At 41.7% G+C, this 15,727-nt stretch carries 18 protein-coding genes; 11 read left to right on the top strand and 7 right to left on the bottom strand.

All coding sequences use genetic code 11. The features are described from left to right. Nucleotides 1-25 precede the first annotated feature (25 nt). The 4 genes from ACEN9X_RS17675 to yihA all read right to left on the bottom strand — a co-directional run bounded on the left by ACEN9X_RS17675 (nt 26) and on the right by yihA (nt 3,267). Nucleotides 26-946, bottom strand: a complete 921-nt coding sequence (locus ACEN9X_RS17675) for an NAD-dependent epimerase/dehydratase family protein (RefSeq protein WP_413666375.1) — start codon at nt 944-946, stop codon at nt 26-28. Between the two features lie 236 nt (nt 947-1,182). After that, the gene (locus ACEN9X_RS17680) at nt 1,183-1,788 is read right to left on the bottom strand and encodes a Crp/Fnr family transcriptional regulator (protein ID WP_413666376.1); all 606 of its coding nucleotides are present in this window, start codon (nt 1,786-1,788) and stop codon (nt 1,183-1,185) included. Next, nucleotides 1,776-2,630, bottom strand: coding sequence for a UbiA-like polyprenyltransferase (locus tag ACEN9X_RS17685; protein WP_091221917.1), 855 nt, complete (start codon nt 2,628-2,630; stop codon nt 1,776-1,778). Before ACEN9X_RS17685 ends, ACEN9X_RS17680 begins: the two co-directional genes overlap by 13 nt. Before the next feature lie 13 nt (nt 2,631-2,643). Beyond that, the gene (yihA, locus tag ACEN9X_RS17690; protein WP_413666377.1) at nt 2,644-3,267 is read right to left on the bottom strand and encodes a ribosome biogenesis GTP-binding protein YihA/YsxC; all 624 of its coding nucleotides are present in this window, start codon (nt 3,265-3,267) and stop codon (nt 2,644-2,646) included. Nucleotides 3,268-3,415: 148 nt separating this feature from the next. Between yihA and ACEN9X_RS17695 the strand changes: the two genes are divergently transcribed. Then, nucleotides 3,416-3,904: a VOC family protein gene (locus tag ACEN9X_RS17695; protein WP_413666378.1), complete on the top strand. Its 489-nt coding sequence runs from the start codon at nt 3,416-3,418 to the stop codon at nt 3,902-3,904. 221 nt (nt 3,905-4,125) lie between these two features. Here the strand turns inward: ACEN9X_RS17695 and ACEN9X_RS17700 are convergent, their stop codons facing one another. Together ACEN9X_RS17700 and ACEN9X_RS17705 are read right to left on the bottom strand one after the other, a co-directional pair. Further along, on the bottom strand, nt 4,126-4,863 hold the full coding sequence (locus tag ACEN9X_RS17700) for a DUF1080 domain-containing protein (protein ID WP_413666379.1): 738 nt from the start codon (nt 4,861-4,863) through the stop codon (nt 4,126-4,128). Between the two features lie 18 nt (nt 4,864-4,881). After that, complete coding sequence (locus tag ACEN9X_RS17705; RefSeq protein ID WP_413666380.1) at nt 4,882-6,252, bottom strand: Gfo/Idh/MocA family protein; 1,371 nt, start codon at nt 6,250-6,252, stop codon at nt 4,882-4,884. Between the two features lie 157 nt (nt 6,253-6,409). Between ACEN9X_RS17705 and ubiE the strand changes: the two genes are divergently transcribed. The 6 genes from ubiE to ACEN9X_RS17735 all read left to right on the top strand — a co-directional run bounded on the left by ubiE (nt 6,410) and on the right by ACEN9X_RS17735 (nt 11,171). After that, a complete protein-coding gene (gene ubiE, locus ACEN9X_RS17710; RefSeq protein WP_208864852.1) occupies nt 6,410-7,141 on the top strand; it encodes a bifunctional demethylmenaquinone methyltransferase/2-methoxy-6-polyprenyl-1,4-benzoquinol methylase UbiE in 732 nt (243 codons plus the stop codon). Beyond that, complete coding sequence (locus tag ACEN9X_RS17715; protein WP_413666381.1) at nt 7,138-7,872, top strand: outer membrane beta-barrel protein; 735 nt, start codon at nt 7,138-7,140, stop codon at nt 7,870-7,872. Before ubiE ends, ACEN9X_RS17715 begins: the two co-directional genes overlap by 4 nt. Before the next feature lie 282 nt (nt 7,873-8,154). After that, nucleotides 8,155-8,913 carry an SDR family oxidoreductase gene (locus tag ACEN9X_RS17720; protein ID WP_413666382.1) on the top strand — a complete coding sequence of 253 codons (759 nt, stop codon included), beginning with the start codon at nt 8,155-8,157 and terminating at the stop codon, nt 8,911-8,913. Between the two features lie 152 nt (nt 8,914-9,065). Next, nucleotides 9,066-9,515, top strand: coding sequence for a GatB/YqeY domain-containing protein (locus ACEN9X_RS17725; protein ID WP_413666383.1), 450 nt, complete (start codon nt 9,066-9,068; stop codon nt 9,513-9,515). 219 nt (nt 9,516-9,734) lie between these two features. Next, the gene (locus ACEN9X_RS17730) at nt 9,735-10,508 is read left to right on the top strand and encodes an alpha/beta fold hydrolase (RefSeq protein ID WP_413666384.1); all 774 of its coding nucleotides are present in this window, start codon (nt 9,735-9,737) and stop codon (nt 10,506-10,508) included. Continuing rightward, nucleotides 10,509-11,171 carry a CBS domain-containing protein gene (locus ACEN9X_RS17735; RefSeq protein ID WP_413666385.1) on the top strand — a complete coding sequence of 221 codons (663 nt, stop codon included), beginning with the start codon at nt 10,509-10,511 and terminating at the stop codon, nt 11,169-11,171. It abuts the gene before it with no gap. Between the two features lie 110 nt (nt 11,172-11,281). Here ACEN9X_RS17735 and ACEN9X_RS17740 read toward each other — a convergent pair whose 3' ends face one another. Then, the gene (locus tag ACEN9X_RS17740; protein ID WP_413666386.1) at nt 11,282-11,944 is read right to left on the bottom strand and encodes a response regulator transcription factor; all 663 of its coding nucleotides are present in this window, start codon (nt 11,942-11,944) and stop codon (nt 11,282-11,284) included. Nucleotides 11,945-12,218: 274 nt separating this feature from the next. On the opposite strand from ACEN9X_RS17740, the gene ACEN9X_RS17745 reads away from it, so the two are divergent. The 4 genes from ACEN9X_RS17745 (at nt 12,219) to ACEN9X_RS17760 (ending at nt 15,709) form a co-directional block, all read left to right on the top strand. Then, entirely contained in the window at nt 12,219-13,100 is an 882-nt protein-coding gene (locus ACEN9X_RS17745) for an NAD kinase (protein ID WP_413666387.1), read from the top strand. 9 nt (nt 13,101-13,109) lie between these two features. After that, nucleotides 13,110-13,895 carry a DUF6089 family protein gene (locus tag ACEN9X_RS17750; RefSeq protein ID WP_413666388.1) on the top strand — a complete coding sequence of 262 codons (786 nt, stop codon included), beginning with the start codon at nt 13,110-13,112 and terminating at the stop codon, nt 13,893-13,895. 174 nt (nt 13,896-14,069) lie between these two features. Continuing rightward, nucleotides 14,070-14,597, top strand: a complete 528-nt coding sequence (locus tag ACEN9X_RS17755) for an ExbD/TolR family protein (protein WP_413666389.1) — start codon at nt 14,070-14,072, stop codon at nt 14,595-14,597. A 371-nt stretch (nt 14,598-14,968) separates the two neighbouring features. Further along, complete coding sequence (locus ACEN9X_RS17760) at nt 14,969-15,709, top strand: isoprenyl transferase (RefSeq protein ID WP_413666390.1); 741 nt, start codon at nt 14,969-14,971, stop codon at nt 15,707-15,709. The last annotated feature ends 18 nt before the right edge of the window (nt 15,710-15,727 follow it).

Here is a 15,727-nt window from a genome sequence, read left to right on the forward strand (position 1 = left end):
AGACTAATGACTTCGGACTTACGACTTATAAAGTATTCTTCGATATTTCGGTTATACCATCCTCGTAGCTTGTTGGTTTAAAATTGAATGCTTTTTCAAACTTGCTGCTATCGAAAATATAGTCATGATCATACTGGTAATACATTTCTACCGTACCCATTACCACTTTTTTAAACAAACCAAACATCCACAGCATTACTTTATTAACGCGTGTATATTTGGGCTCAACTTTGTAAACCCTGGCGGCAATATCTAAAAACTGTTTACCGGTGATGGCTGGCGGAGTAGGGAGGTGCCAGATCTGGTTGCCGCTATCAGGATCCTGACCAAGCATGAACATGGCTTTACCTGCGTCGGGCACATAAATAAAATTGTGTTTACAATTAGGATTGCCTATCCATTGCGCATTTTGCTTTTTTGCGTAATTGCTCAGCACCATCATGTCAATGAAACTGTTTATCGGAGCACCATAAAAATCAGGTGCGCGGGCAATGGTTGCGTTGATGTTGCCTGCTTTAACTTCGTCCATGAGCATATTAGCAATGCCGGCGCGGATCTCGCCTTTAACGCTCCTGGGTTGATAAGGTGTATCTTCGGTCATCGCCCCGTTTACCAATCCGTACATGTAAACGTTATCAAAAAATATTAAACGCGCTCCTGTTGCTTTGGTAACGTTGATCACATTTTGCATGATCACCGGCCATTGCGCCCGCCAGATGTCCTTGTCATAAACAAGGCCTGCAACAAGGTAAATTACTGTTGACCCTTTTGCTGCCGACAGCACTTCGTCATAATTAAGCAGATCGGCTTTTTGCCAGGTTACTTTTTGGTTGTTATTTGTGTCAACCGGTTTACGGCTAACTAAACGGATGGTTTCGTTATGATTAATTAACTCTTTGGTGAGGGCGTTCGCTACCGGGCCGCCGGCTCCTAATATAGTATGCATGATCTTTTTCGTTTTGTGTATAACAAAGGTAGGCGGCCTTTGTAAATCAAAACGTTAACAAAAGATAACGAATTTGGAATTTCGGATGTTCGATTTCGGATTTATTCTGATTTGAGATTTCGGACGTTCGATTTCGGATTTGGTTGGATTTTGAATTTTTACCTGGCTTTCTGCTTTAAGCCTTCGGCTTTCAGCTCTCCTCAAAAACCTTTATCCTTTCGCCTTTTACCTCCTTATCAGGCGCTTATCTTCATGATCCTTCGCCTGATCCGCGACAGCGAAACAGGGGTAATGCCTAAGTAATTGGCAATATAATGTTGAGGAATGCGATAAAGGGCTTCGCCTCCTGTTTGTAAAAGATCGCTGTAACGCTCTTCGGGCGATTGGGTGATGAAAGCGGTAATACGTTCTTCGTAGCAAATGAGGTAATGCTCGGCTGTTAACCTGCCGAAGCGTTCCATTTTAAAGCCGAGCAGTTCATTCATACAGGCTTGCTGTAAACCTTTATGGCTCAGATTCACTATAACCGAATCTTCAAGCGCCTGGATATAGTTTGCGGCCGGGGTACGGGTCAAAAAACTTTTGTATGAGCTCAGCATTTCATCTTCAAAGCTGAAATAGCCTGTTATTTCCTCACCGTCTTTAACATGGTAGTAGCGTACCGCGCCTTTTACCACCAGGCCGATATGATCGCATACTTTGCCGGCTTCTACGTAAAACCTTTTCTTTTTTAAAGCATCTACAGTTAAGTATTGCGATAAAGCCTGCCACTCTTCGTCAGTAAGCGGAACATATCTTTCAAAATATTCCCGAAACTTTTGGAGGGCGCTTAGTGTATCCATATCCTGTCGAGCAAGAACAATACAGCAAATACCACACTTGCAATACCGTTTGTTGTCATGAACGCAAAGTTAACACGGCTCAGGTCGTTTGGTTTTACAAGCAGGTGCTGGTAAATCAGCATGGCGCAGAAGAATGCGATACCGATGTAGTACAAGAAGCCTACGTGAGTTTCAACAGCTGGCATCATGATAAATATAGCCGAAAGCACATGTAAAAAAGTGGATAACCTTAAGGCATTTACTTTACCCAAATAAGCCGGGATTGAGTGCAGGTTTTTGCTGCGGTCGAAATCTTCGTCTTGCAGGGCATAAATAATATCAAAACCGCTTACCCAGCAAAGTACCGATAACGAAAAGAATATAGGCGTAATTGCAAATTGCCCGGTAACCACCAGGTAAGCGCCGATAGGGGCAAGGGATAATCCCAAACCTAAAACCAAATGGCAAAGCGCCGTGAAACGCTTGGTTGCGCTATAACCCATCACCACAAATAATGCTACCGGCGAAAGAAAAAAACAAAGCCTGTTAATAAACCATGTTGCCGTAATAAACAGCAGACAATTGATAATGACAAACGTTAAAGCAGCCCGCGGACTGATCCTTCCTGCCGGAATATCACGCTGCTTTGTGCGTGGGTTTTGAATGTCAATGTCCCTGTCCAGATAGCGGTTAAATGCCATAGCCGAATTGCGTGCAAATACCATACACAGCACCATCAAAACCAGCTTAAGCCAGTCGAAATGATATTCTGTTGTAGTTACCGCCAAAAAGAAGCCGATAAATGCGAACGGCATGGCGAAAATGGTATGGGCGAAGGTTACTAAGGATAAGTATTTTTTCATGGTTTTATTATACTCAGGCCGGAGGGTTGAACAACGGCACTTCAAAGTGCTGATTTATATTACTTATAAATGCCAGGATCTCTTCACGGCCCAGCTGTGTTTCTGATGATGTTATAAAAAATTGTGGCATTTCATCAAATGTAGCTAACAGGGCTTTTTTGAATTTGGCAATACTTTGATCGGTTTTAACGCTCGATTGTTTATCGGCCTTGGTAAAAACCAGCACAAATGACAGCCCTTTTTCGCCAAGCCAGTTACAAAACTCAAGATCGATTTTTTGCGGCTCAAGGCGACTGTCTATCAGTACCATTACGCATTGCAGGCTCTCGCGCTTATCCAGGTAAGTATGGATAAATTTGTCCCATTTGGCTTTTTCGGTTTTGGATGCGCGGGCATAGCCATAACCGGGTAAATCCACAATGTACCAGCTTTCGTTGATCAGAAAATGATTGATCAACTGTGTTTTACCGGGAGTTTGCGATGTTTTGGCAAGTCCTTTTTTACCGGTTAAGGTATTGATAAGGGATGATTTGCCCACATTTGAGCGCCCGATGAAAGCATACTCTGCCTTTACGGGGGGCGGTAACTTGCTTACCTGGCTGTTGCTGCAAATAAATTCGGCCGATTTTACGATCATTTTGCAAAGGTAGTATTTTTACTTCATGCGTTCATTGTGATGGCGTTTCTGTATAAAATTACCGCACTTATTTAGAAGCTTGTTTTACAATAGGAAAACAAAAAGTAATGCAATAATAATTAAATTTGATGTTTAAACATATAATATAATGAACGATTATAAAATACCCGTCCAAACCCGCATTGGTCACGTACATTTAAAGGTAAGCGACCTGCAGAAATCCCTTGATTTTTATTGCGGTTTACTGGGCTTTGAAAGAATGGTAATGTATGGCGATCAGGCTGCATTTATTTCGGCCGGTGGTTACCATCATCATATAGGTTTAAACACCTGGCATAGCAAAGGCGCTTCGCCGGCTCCTGAATATGCCCCAGGATTATATCATACTGCAATTTTATATCCTGAAAGGAAAGACCTTGCTATCATACTAAAAAGATTAATTGACGCCCGCTATCAAATCTCCGGCGCATCCGATCATGGGGTATCTGAAGCTATTTATTTGAACGACCCTGACCAAAACGGCGTTGAACTTTATTGGGATAGGCCGAAAGAGCAATGGCCTGTTGATCATGAAGGCAATTTGACCATGTTTACCCGGCGGTTAGATATAGAAAATTTACTGCAACTCGCTAATTAACAGGTTTTAGCAAACAAAAAAACTCATTGCGGGTTATATATTCAACGGGGGATCAAAAGATTTTTTCTTTCCCGGTCATTGGGAGGTGGAACGGCGAAGCAATCCCCTGCCGGCGATATTGCATGGTTGCCTGCTGTTAAGGATTGCTTCGTACCTCGCAATGAGTTTTTTATAAATATAAAACTGTTAAACGCAGGTACGAAGCAAAATGTTGTAATACTTTACAATTCCTTTATTTTAATACTCCTGAAATAAGCCTTGTGCCCATGATCCTGCAAAGCAATTAAGCCTGTTTTAGCGGTGCCATAGTCTGGATAATCTTTCCATTTGCCTTCGGCCTTTTTCTTTTTCCAATCATCGGTCCAGGCTTCAAAAGCAATTATCTTTTTGCCGTTGAGCCAATGTTCAACATGGCCGTTATTGAAAACGATTTTGCTGGTGTTCCAGGTGCCAACGGGAGCTACTTTTTTTGAAGCGTTTGGCAGGTGCATAGCATAATCACAACCGGTTTTTTGCCAATCCTCCAGTTTATCGGGCCAACCCGCGTCGTCAATGATCTGATATTCGGGCCCCGTTTCATAGCTCGCGTGGTATTTGGGATCTTCAACTACATGGTACATCACGCCACTGTTACTGCCTTTATCTATCTTCCACTCCCAGGAAAGCTCAAAATTGGTATAGGTTTTATCAGTTACAATGTCACCACCGGTGTCACCCTGTGCTGCACCGAGGCAAACAAGCGAACCATCAATAATTGTCCAGTTTTTTACCGGTCCTTTTTTGTTGAAGCCATGCCAGCCTTTTAATGTTTTGCCATCAAAAAGGTTTACCCAGCCACCTTTTGCAGGGGTAGCCTGTTTAGCAGGTTTAGGGTGATGAACCGGGATCCCCGACGTTTGCACACAAACTAAACCGGCTGCGGCCAGTATCAAACCAAGTTTTTTAAATTGTTGTTTCATAATAAGGTATTTGCTATGTTATTTTTTAATAAGCTGCATTTTTTCAGGGTCCCAGAACATCGGGCTGTTGTTGTAATAACTGTCATTACATAGCAGGGCAGGCGCAGCCGCGCGATAGCCGAATATCGCATCCTCAGTTACCTTGCCTTTGCTACGGATGGCTGTAAAGAAATTGTTCATGTGGTCATATGGGCCGCCGAGGTATCCTTTCTCTGCATCGTAAACAATTTCTTCAGGAGGCAGCATTTTTTTACGTTCAGCGTAGCCGCTTCCTGCTTTTTTAAGCTTATCCAAATAAAACGGATCATCGGATGCTAAAACCTTGTTGCGTTTTAAGGTTACCTTGTCCCAGGTTATATCCATCGAGCCTTCGCTGCCTACCAGTTTAAGATAGGTAGTACCGCTGGTGCCATCTACAAAGTTGCAACGTAACGAAAGGTTAAAGGCCGGATGTGCCTGTGTTTTGCCATAATCAAAAGTACCTAAAAGTACATCGGGTACTTCGCGGCCGTCGTTCCAGAAGCGTAAACCGCCTGATGCGTAAATTTTATTAGGCCCTACGGAATCAGTTATAAAATGCAGGCTTGAAAACAAGTGAACAAACAGGTCGCCCGCCATGCCGGTACCATAATCTGTATAGTTTCTCCAGCGGAAAAAACGCTTTTCATCAAACGGACGTTTTTTAGTGTTGCTGATATAGGTTTCCCAATCAACAGTTTGTGGCGATGCATCTTCAGGAATAGGATATTGCCAAACCTCGAGCGGTGCCCGCCGTGCCCAGAAACCCTCGGCATAATTTAATTCCCCAATGGCTCCGCTTTTCAACAGTTCGTGTGCTTTTTCGTTACCTAATGATGATACCCCCTGGCTGCCCACCTGGAAAATCATCCCAGTTTCCTTTTGAGCTTTAATCACAGCGGGGCCCTCGGTAATGGCGTGTACCATTGGTTTTTCGCAATACACGTGTTTACCGGCGTGCATGGCGTCAACAGAAATTTGCTGGTGCCAGTGATCAGGCGTGGCAATGATCACGGCATCAACATCTTTACGGTTCAGGATCTCTTTGTAAACCCGGGTAGTAAAAATGTCGGCCCCCCAGCGGGTTTTGGCATCTTTCAGTCGGCCATCGTACAAATCGCAAACGGCTACCAGTTTTACACCAGGCACCTGCAGGGCGGTAATAGTGTCCTGGGTGCCCATACCACCGGCACCGATGAGGGCGATGTTTACCTGGTCGTTAGGGCTGTTGCCGATGAGGCGTTTCTGAATAGAAAAAGTTTTGGCCTGGCTTTGGTTGGTCAGGAGGCCCGATCCGGCAGCTACGGCCGCGGTTGCTGTGGTTAGTTTTTTAATGAAACTACGGCGCGAGGATTCTTGTTCGTCTTTCATAAGGATAAGGAAACAAATTTTAAATGTGATTTGCCGGGATGTACCGGCTGTAATTGGTTTTTAAAAATAGTGAATTGACTTAACATTTACATAATTAGGGTAACTTAATATCGGTGCAACAACTCATTGAAATATACAATCACTATCTTTGCCCGCGATGAGCAAAACCATAACACCGTACCATGACGAGCAGGCTACCAAAAAAGAGCAGGTGGCAGATATGTTCAATAACATCTCAAAAACATATGATTTCCTGAACCACTTCATGTCGCTTGGTATTGATATCATCTGGCGTAAAAAAGCCATCAACGAATTAAAGAACGACAAACCAAAACTGATACTGGATGTTGCTACCGGTACCGGCGATTTTGCCTTTGAAGCATTATCTATCCTGAAACCTGAAAAAATTATCGGTGTTGATATTTCAAGAGGGATGCTTGATATCGCGGAGCAAAAAATAGCCAAGCGTGGTTTAGGCGATAAATTTGGCGTAAAACTTGGTGATTCGGAAAAATTACCATTTGAGGGTGCAGAGTTTGACGCAGTAACGGTTGCTTACGGCGTTCGTAACTTTGAAAACCTGGAAAAAGGCCTTGCAGATATTAACCGCGTGCTTAAGCCGGGTGGCAAAGTGGTGGTGCTTGAGTTTTCAAAGCCTAAAGCATTTCCGATAAAACAGCTGTACAATTTTTATTTCAGCTATATTACGCCGGGCATTGGTAAGCTGTTTAGCAAGGATGCGAGGGCTTACAGTTATTTGCCCGAGTCGGTTGCTGCTTTTCCCGACGGGCAAACTTTTGTGGCTTTAATGGATAAAGTGGGATTTAAAAATACCAAATGCCGGCCTTTAACGTTTGGTATCTGTTCAATATACACCGGTATTAAATGATTATAAACCGTTACCTGCTTGTAGTTGTACTTATTTTTAGCAGCAATTTATTGTTTGCTCAGCGTGTACCTGCATGGGGTGGCGGTGCCGATCAGCAGGATTTGAGCTTTGGCTTCAGTTTCACTTATGTAAGCACCGATTTCAAGATCGTTAATCAACCCAATTTTCGTGACCCGTTTTTGGACGAAAATGGAGTACAGGTTAAAGGGCCGCTTAATAGCATCAGCTCAAAAAGCACATCGGGTTTCGGTGTGGGTTTTTTAACCCGCTACAGGATCACTGAACATTTGGAGGTGCGTACCACGCCATCGCTGATATTCGCCGACAGGGCTCTGCATTACTCTTATGTTGATCCATCGGAAGACGTGGACAAAAAGGTACAAACCACATCCGTAGACATTCCGCTGCAATTAAAATTAAAATCAGACAGGCTGGGCGATTTCAGGGCTTACGTTGTAGGTGGTTTGAAATATACCCAGGCCATAGGCTCCAAAAAAAACTCGGATGCTAATCTTGATCTTTCCGAAAAACTGGTGAAAAACGTAGGAGGTTTTGCTTCGTATGAGGCAGGTGTGGGCTGTGATATCTATTTCGAGTTCTTTAAGCTCTCGCCCGAGATCAAAATTTCCAACTCATTAGGTAACGTGCTGATGCGCGAAAATAATCCTTATTCGGCGCCGCTTAGCAGGTTGGGATTGCATACCATTATGTTTAGTTTGATTTTTGAGTAGGGGCTTAACTATTCGTTGCTGATTGTTTTCTCGCAAAGGCGCTAAGACGCAAAGTTTTTTTACTTTCTTGCGCTCATTTATAATGAGTGCTTAAAATGGGTTTGCGTTTTTAACGCAAATGGTGATAAAGCCACATTGCTATTGTATGGCGCATAATTGACTCGCCCAATCAGCGTAGCGATGTCGGGGTGAGTAAAACCCATCTTCAAAAACATCCTTACCCACAATCGACAAAATTTCAAACTAAAAAACATAATTTCGCTGTTTATAGTTATCAAACCTATGAGTAAAATAGCCTTAATTACAGGAGCTACCGCCGGCATCGGCGAGGCATGTGCGCACGTTTTTGCCCGTGAGGGATATGACCTGGTATTAACCGGCCGGCGGTTGGAGCGGCTTGAGAAACTTGCCAAACACCTGAATGATAAATATAATGTAGAGGTCGCGATTTCATCATTTGATGTTCGTAACCGGGAGGATACCATCAGTAACCTTGAGGCGTTGCCGGCCAAATGGAAAAAAGTAACAGTGCTGGTAAACAACGCGGGCTTAAGCCAGGGACTTGATCCAATTCAAAAAGGCTATATCGACGACTGGGAAACGATGATTGATACTAATGTTAAAGGCCTGTTGTATGTAAGCCGCGTGGTATCAAACTGGATGATTGAAAATGGCAAAGGCCATATTATAAACTTAGGTTCAATTGCGGGTAAAGAAGTTTATGCCAACGGAAACGTATATTGCGCTACCAAGCACGCTGTTGATGCTTTAAATAAAGGGATGAGAATTGACCTGCTGCCTCATGGCATCAAAGTGACTGCCATACACCCTGGTGCTGTTGAAACTGAGTTTTCGGAAGTGCGCTTTAAAGGTGACAAGGAAAGGGCCAAAAAGGTGTATGAAGGCTTTGAACCATTAGCAGCCGAAGATGTGGCCGAAACCATTTGGTTTATTGCTTCGCGCCCGGCGCATGTTAATATCAACGATATATTGATCATGCCAACGGCACAGGCAAATGCGGGAACTATATTCAGGGGATAAAGCACGTGCAGATGTGCAAATTTCAGATATGCAGATTTTAATTTGATAATTTGTCAATTTGAAAATGCGGACTTTAATAATCTGCACATTTGCATATTTGAAATTTGCACATCGAAAAATCATTTGCACATTTAAAAACACTAATTAAGGATATGTCATTAATTACACAAATAGACCAGGATATTAAACTGGCCATGCTTGCCAAGCAGGCAGATCGTTTACAGGGATTGCGTGCCATCAAATCGGCATTACTGTTGGCCAAAACCGAAAAAGGTGCGGCTGATGAATTGACCGAAGATGCAGAGATCAAAGTATTGCAAAAGCTGGTAAAACAGCGCAAGGAGTCGGCTGATATTTATAAAGAACAAAACCGCGAGGATCTTTACCAGGTTGAAATAGGCGAAATGCTGGTTATTGAAGAATACCTTCCGCAGCAAATGAGCAAGTTTGAAATTGAAGGTTACCTGGAAGAACTCATTGGCAGGATAGGTGCTACATCGGTAAAAGATATGGGCCGCGTAATGGGGATGGCCAGTAAAGAACTTGCCGGCAAGGCCGATGGTAAAACAATATCAGAGGTAGTTAAACAGCTGTTGGGATAGGCTTTTGGCATTTAATTATCACTGAGCTTTTTAAACAGTAATGTTGAATTAATGTTAAGCTATTTAATAAAAGCTTAACATTACTACATTGATAAATAATTACTATACTTGCTAAATGTCGTTCGTAATAAACTAATTTTACAGCGGAATAACAGGAATTTATACTGAAAGCGGTTTCGGTATAAGCTAATTTTGACAAATTAATTTTTAATATTTTATATGGAGTTCGTGCTTAAAGAGGAACACGGTTTTAGTTACATCGATGAGGGCGAAGGAGAGGTGCTGTTACTGCTGCATGGTTTAATGGGGGCGTTGAGCAATTGGGATGGTGTTATTAATGAGTTTAAATCAAAGTACAGGGTTATTATCCCCATGCTGCCTGTTTATGACATGCCGCTGATCAGTACCGGGGTAAAAAGTTTGTCGAAATTTGTACATAAGTTTATAAAATTTAAGAAGCTAAGTAACATTACTTTGCTGGGTAACTCGCTTGGCGGGCATGTGGCATTGGTATATTTAACCACACATCCCGAAAATATAAAGGCGCTGGTTTTAACGGGCAGTTCGGGCTTGTATGAAAATGCATTTGGTGGGTCATTCCCACGCAGGGAAAGCATAGATTTTGTACGTGAAAAAGTGCAGTTCACTTTTTATGATCCGGCTATAGCAACCGATGACCTGGTGCAGGATGTTTTCCAGACCATTAATGACAGGCACAAGGTTATCCGTTTACTGGCAATGGCAAAATCGGCCATCAGGCACAATATGAAAAAAGATCTGCATAAGATCACTATTCCGGTATCTTTGATCTGGGGCCGTAACGATAAGATTACGCCGCCCGAGGTAGCTGTGGAATTTCATGAGCTGCTTCCCGATTCTGAATTGCACTGGATTGATAAATGTGGCCACGCACCAATGATGGAGCACCCTGAAGAATTTAATGTTTTACTTAAACAGTTTTTAACTAAATTAGAGACCAAAGTAAATGCATAAATGATAGCACTTGACCTGATAGCTGATTCGATACCACCGGTACACACCTCTGATACCATTCAGAAAGTGCTTGACCGTATGGTTGAGTTTCGCCTCAGGCATTTGCCTATTGTAAACGAAGAGCAGTTTTTAGGGCTGCTTGCTGAGGATGACCTGATTGGTGAAAGTGATTATCAAACGCCTATAGGTGCGCTGGCACTTTCATTAGTTAACCCATATGTGCTGGAAGATCAGCATATTTATGATGTGATCCGCTTGTTTTATGAGCAGCAGCTCACCGTTGTGCCGGTGCTTGATGCTAAAAAAAATTATCTTGGGCTGATATCTATTAACGCCATTACAGAATATTTTGCCCAAATAACTTCGGTATCACAACCGGGAGGCATTATTGTACTGGAGATCAGCAATAAGAATAATTCGCTGGCACATATGGCGCAGATAGTAGAATCAGATAATGCACAGATTCTGAGTTCTTATGTTCAATCTTTCCCGGATTCAACCCGGATGGAGGTTACGCTTAAAATCAACAAACAGGATATTTCGGCTATAACTGCCAGTTTCCTCCGGTACGAATATGATATCAAAGCCACCTTCAATCATACCGATATAAATGATACCGCCCGCGCCAGGTATGATTCGCTCATGAATTACCTTAATTTGTAGTCTTAACCCCGAAGTTTTGAGTCATGAGTCTTAAGTCGGGTATTTATCGCTTTTCCACAATTTAAACTACCGACTACTGACTCAGAACTAAAGACTTCCGACTTAAAACTTCAGACCAAATTATAGGCTTGCGCAAACCTAACGGCATCGTAATGGTTTTTTAACCGTAGTTTATTCTTAATGTTTTTACGATGTGTTTCAGCCGTGGCCGGGGCGATGAAAAGTTTAGTACCTATCTCGGCCGAGCTCATGCCCATCGCAATATATTTTAACACTTCTTTCTCGCGCCTGGTAAGGGTTAAAAACAACAGGTTGTTTTGCCGCAAGAACGAAATATCGTCCATAAGCCGGTTAACTTTAGTGGTGATATGATGAACGGGGTCAAGCATACTGGCTAAAGTTAAAATGTGCGTAGCATCTCCTGCTTCATTACGCGCAAAAACCTTGGTAGTACTAACAAAAAGTTGCCATTCGGTATGTTTTGAAGATCGGGCTTGCTGAAAATAAGATACCTTTTCCTGGGTACGGCTTTTTATAAGGTGCAATATTTTAGGCACGTATTCGTCACTGTCTTCGCTGTTAAAGTATTTTGCGTGATAGGTTTCCGGTCCCATTGCCTTCAGTTCATCAAGTGTGGTGCCCAGTATGTTGAGGCCTACACTGTTCATGTATATTATCTGCAGCGTTTCAACCTCATGAATTATTAATGCAGAAGGCAGCTCGTTAGCAATTAACTGAATGTTGGATAGTTTTTGAGTAAAAGTTTGATCCATCAATAAAATAACCGTTGTTTAATATATGTAAGGTAGGCCAAAATAGTTAAACTTAATTATTTTACTTTGAAGTTATTTATCTGTTAAGGCAATTAAATAGGCCCTGCCGGGAAATATTGGCAAACAATAGTGCGTGGTTTATCATTATAGAGATGTATATTGTATAATGGACAAAACGGGAGCGAATTGTGTTATATAGTTTATGCCGGTATTAATTATTTATGCTGTGCTGCATTAATGTACTTTCAAAGTTCGATATTCGCCTTTTTAAAAAATGAAGATAGCAGTTTACGGCAGGCCATTTAATGAGCCATCTGTTTTACCTTTTATACAACAGGTTTTTGATAGCCTTGCGCAGCATGGTGTTGATATTTATGTACACCAGCAACTCCACGAATATTTACAGGATAAGCTAACAACAGTGCAATATAAGGTATTGCGCCCGGCCGAAACTTTAAAGGGTTTTATTGATATTTTTATTACGCTTGGCGGCGACGGAACCCTGCTTGATATGGTTACGGTGATCCGCGATTCGGGCATCCCTGTTATAGGTATCAACTTTGGCCGACTGGGCTTTTTGGCCAGTGTTAACAAAAGTGATATTACCGCAGCTATTCACGCGGTGGTGAACAGGCAGTTTACCTGCGATTGCCGCGAATTGCTTACTGTGGACTCAAACCCTAATGTTTTTGGCAATAATAATTTCGCCCTTAATGATATAACTATCCATAAGCGCGATGATGCAGCCATGATCATAACCCATGTTTTTTTAAACGATGAGTTTTTAAATTCATATTGGGGCGATGGTATTATCATCTCAACTTCTACAGGTTCAACAGCTTATTCGTTAAGTTGCGGAGGCCCTATTATTTTTCCGCAATCAAATAGCATAGTGGTAACGCCGGTGTCGCCCCATAACCTTAATGTGAGGCCTATAGTGATCCCCGATACCAGCAAACTTTGTTTTGAGGTTGAAAGCCGCAGCGCTAATTATATCATCTCGTGCGATTCGAGAACAGAGGTTTTAGATCAAACAGTTAAGTTTCATGTGCAAAAAGCCGATTTTCAATTAAATTTAATCCGCCTTAGTAATGAAAGTTATTTAACTACGTTAAGAAATAAATTACTTTGGGGCCTTGATGCCCGTAATTACTAAATTTGATTAATGCCTAAATATCTACTTTTTACGATATTCTTGTTTTTAACTTATCAGCTGCAGGCTCAAACCTGGGAAATAGGCGGATCGATAGGAGGTGCTGGTTATATAGGCGACCTAAATCCAAATAACCCGGTAAAAGTAAGTGGTGTTTCGGCAGGCATATTCGGCAAAAGAAATTTCGACGGTTATTTTTCGGCTAAGCTAAATGTTGGGGTTGGTAATATCGCAGCTTATGACAGCCGTTCGGGATATCCGCAATTTCGCGACCGTAACCTTAATTTTAAAGATCAGTTACGCGAGGTAAGTTTAACCGGCGAGTTTAATTTCATGAATTATATTCCCGACGCCGGGCGGAATAAATATACACCTTACATATTTACAGGTATTGGCATTTCTTCCTATGCGCCGCGGGCACAGGATTTCCATGGAAATGAAGTTAGCCTGAGGACTCTGAGAACTGAAGGGCAACTTAAGCCGTATGGGAATAACACGGTTGTAATTCCTTACGGTTTAGGTATTAAATATAATTTATCGGGTAAGTTTACAGTTATGGCTGATATGGGCTATCGCTACACTTTTACAGATTACCTTGACGATGTAAGCGGTGTATATCCCGATAAAAGTAAAATGTCCCAGATCTCTGCCTTACTTTCTGACCGGTCTGGCGAAAAGACAGGTGTTTTTACCGGAACTGCCGGTTCACAACGAGGCGATTTTAAGTCGCATGACACCTATTTCTTCCTCAATTTTACCATCTCGTTTACTTTCGTAACGGCAAACTGCTACTTCTAATTAATGATTGCCACAAGCACTGGAAAAAAAGTGCGCGGAATTACTACGTCTTTTTAGATAATATATCAATATTTAATTCGTTATAAATTACAAATTCAATATTTAATTCTGTTTGTTTATTGTTTCTGCTAATTTAATATTGAAATTAATTATTAACCTTAAATCTTTAAAGTCATGGCCGAATTAAATTCATCTTCCCAAAATGGTGGCGGAAAGTACAAACGTAAAAAAATAAATGCCCGCGTTGATCTTACTGCAATGGTCGATCTGGCATTCCTGCTTATTACCTTTTTTATTATGACAACCACATTGGCTAAACCCAAGGCGATGGATCTGACCATGCCTGATAAAACCAATGTTGATACTGGGCTGCCAGTTCCGGCCAGTCGTACACTAACTGTTGTTTTAGGAAAAGATAATAAAGCTATGTATTTCCTGGGCGAGTTAAAGAAACCTATGATAGCGCCCTCTGTTACCGACTTCAGTGCCAATGGTATCCGCAAGGCTATAATGGAAACCAATAAAAAGGTACATGATAAAACAGGCAAAAGCATGATCGTACTGGTAAAGCCCAGTGATAAATCACAATACAGCAATTTGGTGAGTACGCTTGATGAGCTGGCCATTACCGGTATTCAGCAATATGCCATTGTTGATATTAGGCCCGAGGATGTTAATGCGCTTAATCAAAAAGGGATATAAAAATGTAACGCCATTGTAAGCAAATTTATAGGCGGTTTTTCAGGGCCGGCAGTTTTCATTATCAGGCAGATAATGGCTGCCGGATTTTTATTTTAAACTAAATATTATGAAAAATCATGGTTTTGATAGCTGTTTAGGCAGTTTTAATATATTATTCGCAATAACATTTTCTTTTAGTGCAGGATACTAAAAAAATACAAAGTAAGTTTTACCTTTGTACCCTGAAAAATCCGTCAATTTGCGTGGTGAAAATGGCAGATGCGGGTAATTAATAATTGATTAGTCTAACAACCGAATATAGCATACCATAGTATTGATGAAAAATTTTACACAAGTGTGTTTGTACAGGGTGGCTTTTGATAAGTAGTAATATGGATTATTTGGATCAGATTGATTTGTCGAGACTACCGCAGCACGTGGCTATCATCATGGATGGTAATGGGCGTTGGGCAAAAGGCAAAGGTAAATTACGGATATTTGGCCATCACAATGGTGTAACATCTGTTAGGGACGTTGTTGAAGGTGCCGATAAATTAGGTATTAAATATATCACCCTATATACATTCTCGTCCGAAAACTGGAACCGCCCCAAGCTGGAGGTTATGGCTATCATGGAGCTGATGGTAACTACCATTCACAAAGAAGTTCCGGGCTTTATGAAAAATAACATCAAGCTAAATGCCATCGGTGATCTGGACATGCTTCCCGAAAAATGTCTTCGTGAACTTAACAACGCTATCGGAACAACGGCTGGTAATACCGGGGTGGTGCTTACGCTGGCTTTGAGCTATAGTTCGCGCAGGGAAATTGTGAGCGCTGCAAAAAATATCGCCATAAAAGTAAAAAACGGCGAATTGGATGTAAATGATATTAATGAAGAGGTTTTTGAGCAAAATCTTTTTACCGGCGATATGCCAAACCCCGAACTGCTGATCCGAACCAGTGGTGAATACCGTATAAGTAATTATTTATTATGGCAAATTGCTTACGCTGAGTTGTATTTTACAGCCAAATTATGGCCCGATTTCAGGAAGGAAGACCTGTATGAAGCAGTGATTGATTTCCAGAAACGTGAACGCCGTTTTGGCTTAACAAGCGAGCAGGTGAACTAAATTTTTACTTTTAACAAA

Source organism: Mucilaginibacter sp. Mucisp86, from assembly GCF_047324315.1.
GTDB lineage: Bacteria > Bacteroidota > Bacteroidia > Sphingobacteriales > Sphingobacteriaceae > Mucilaginibacter.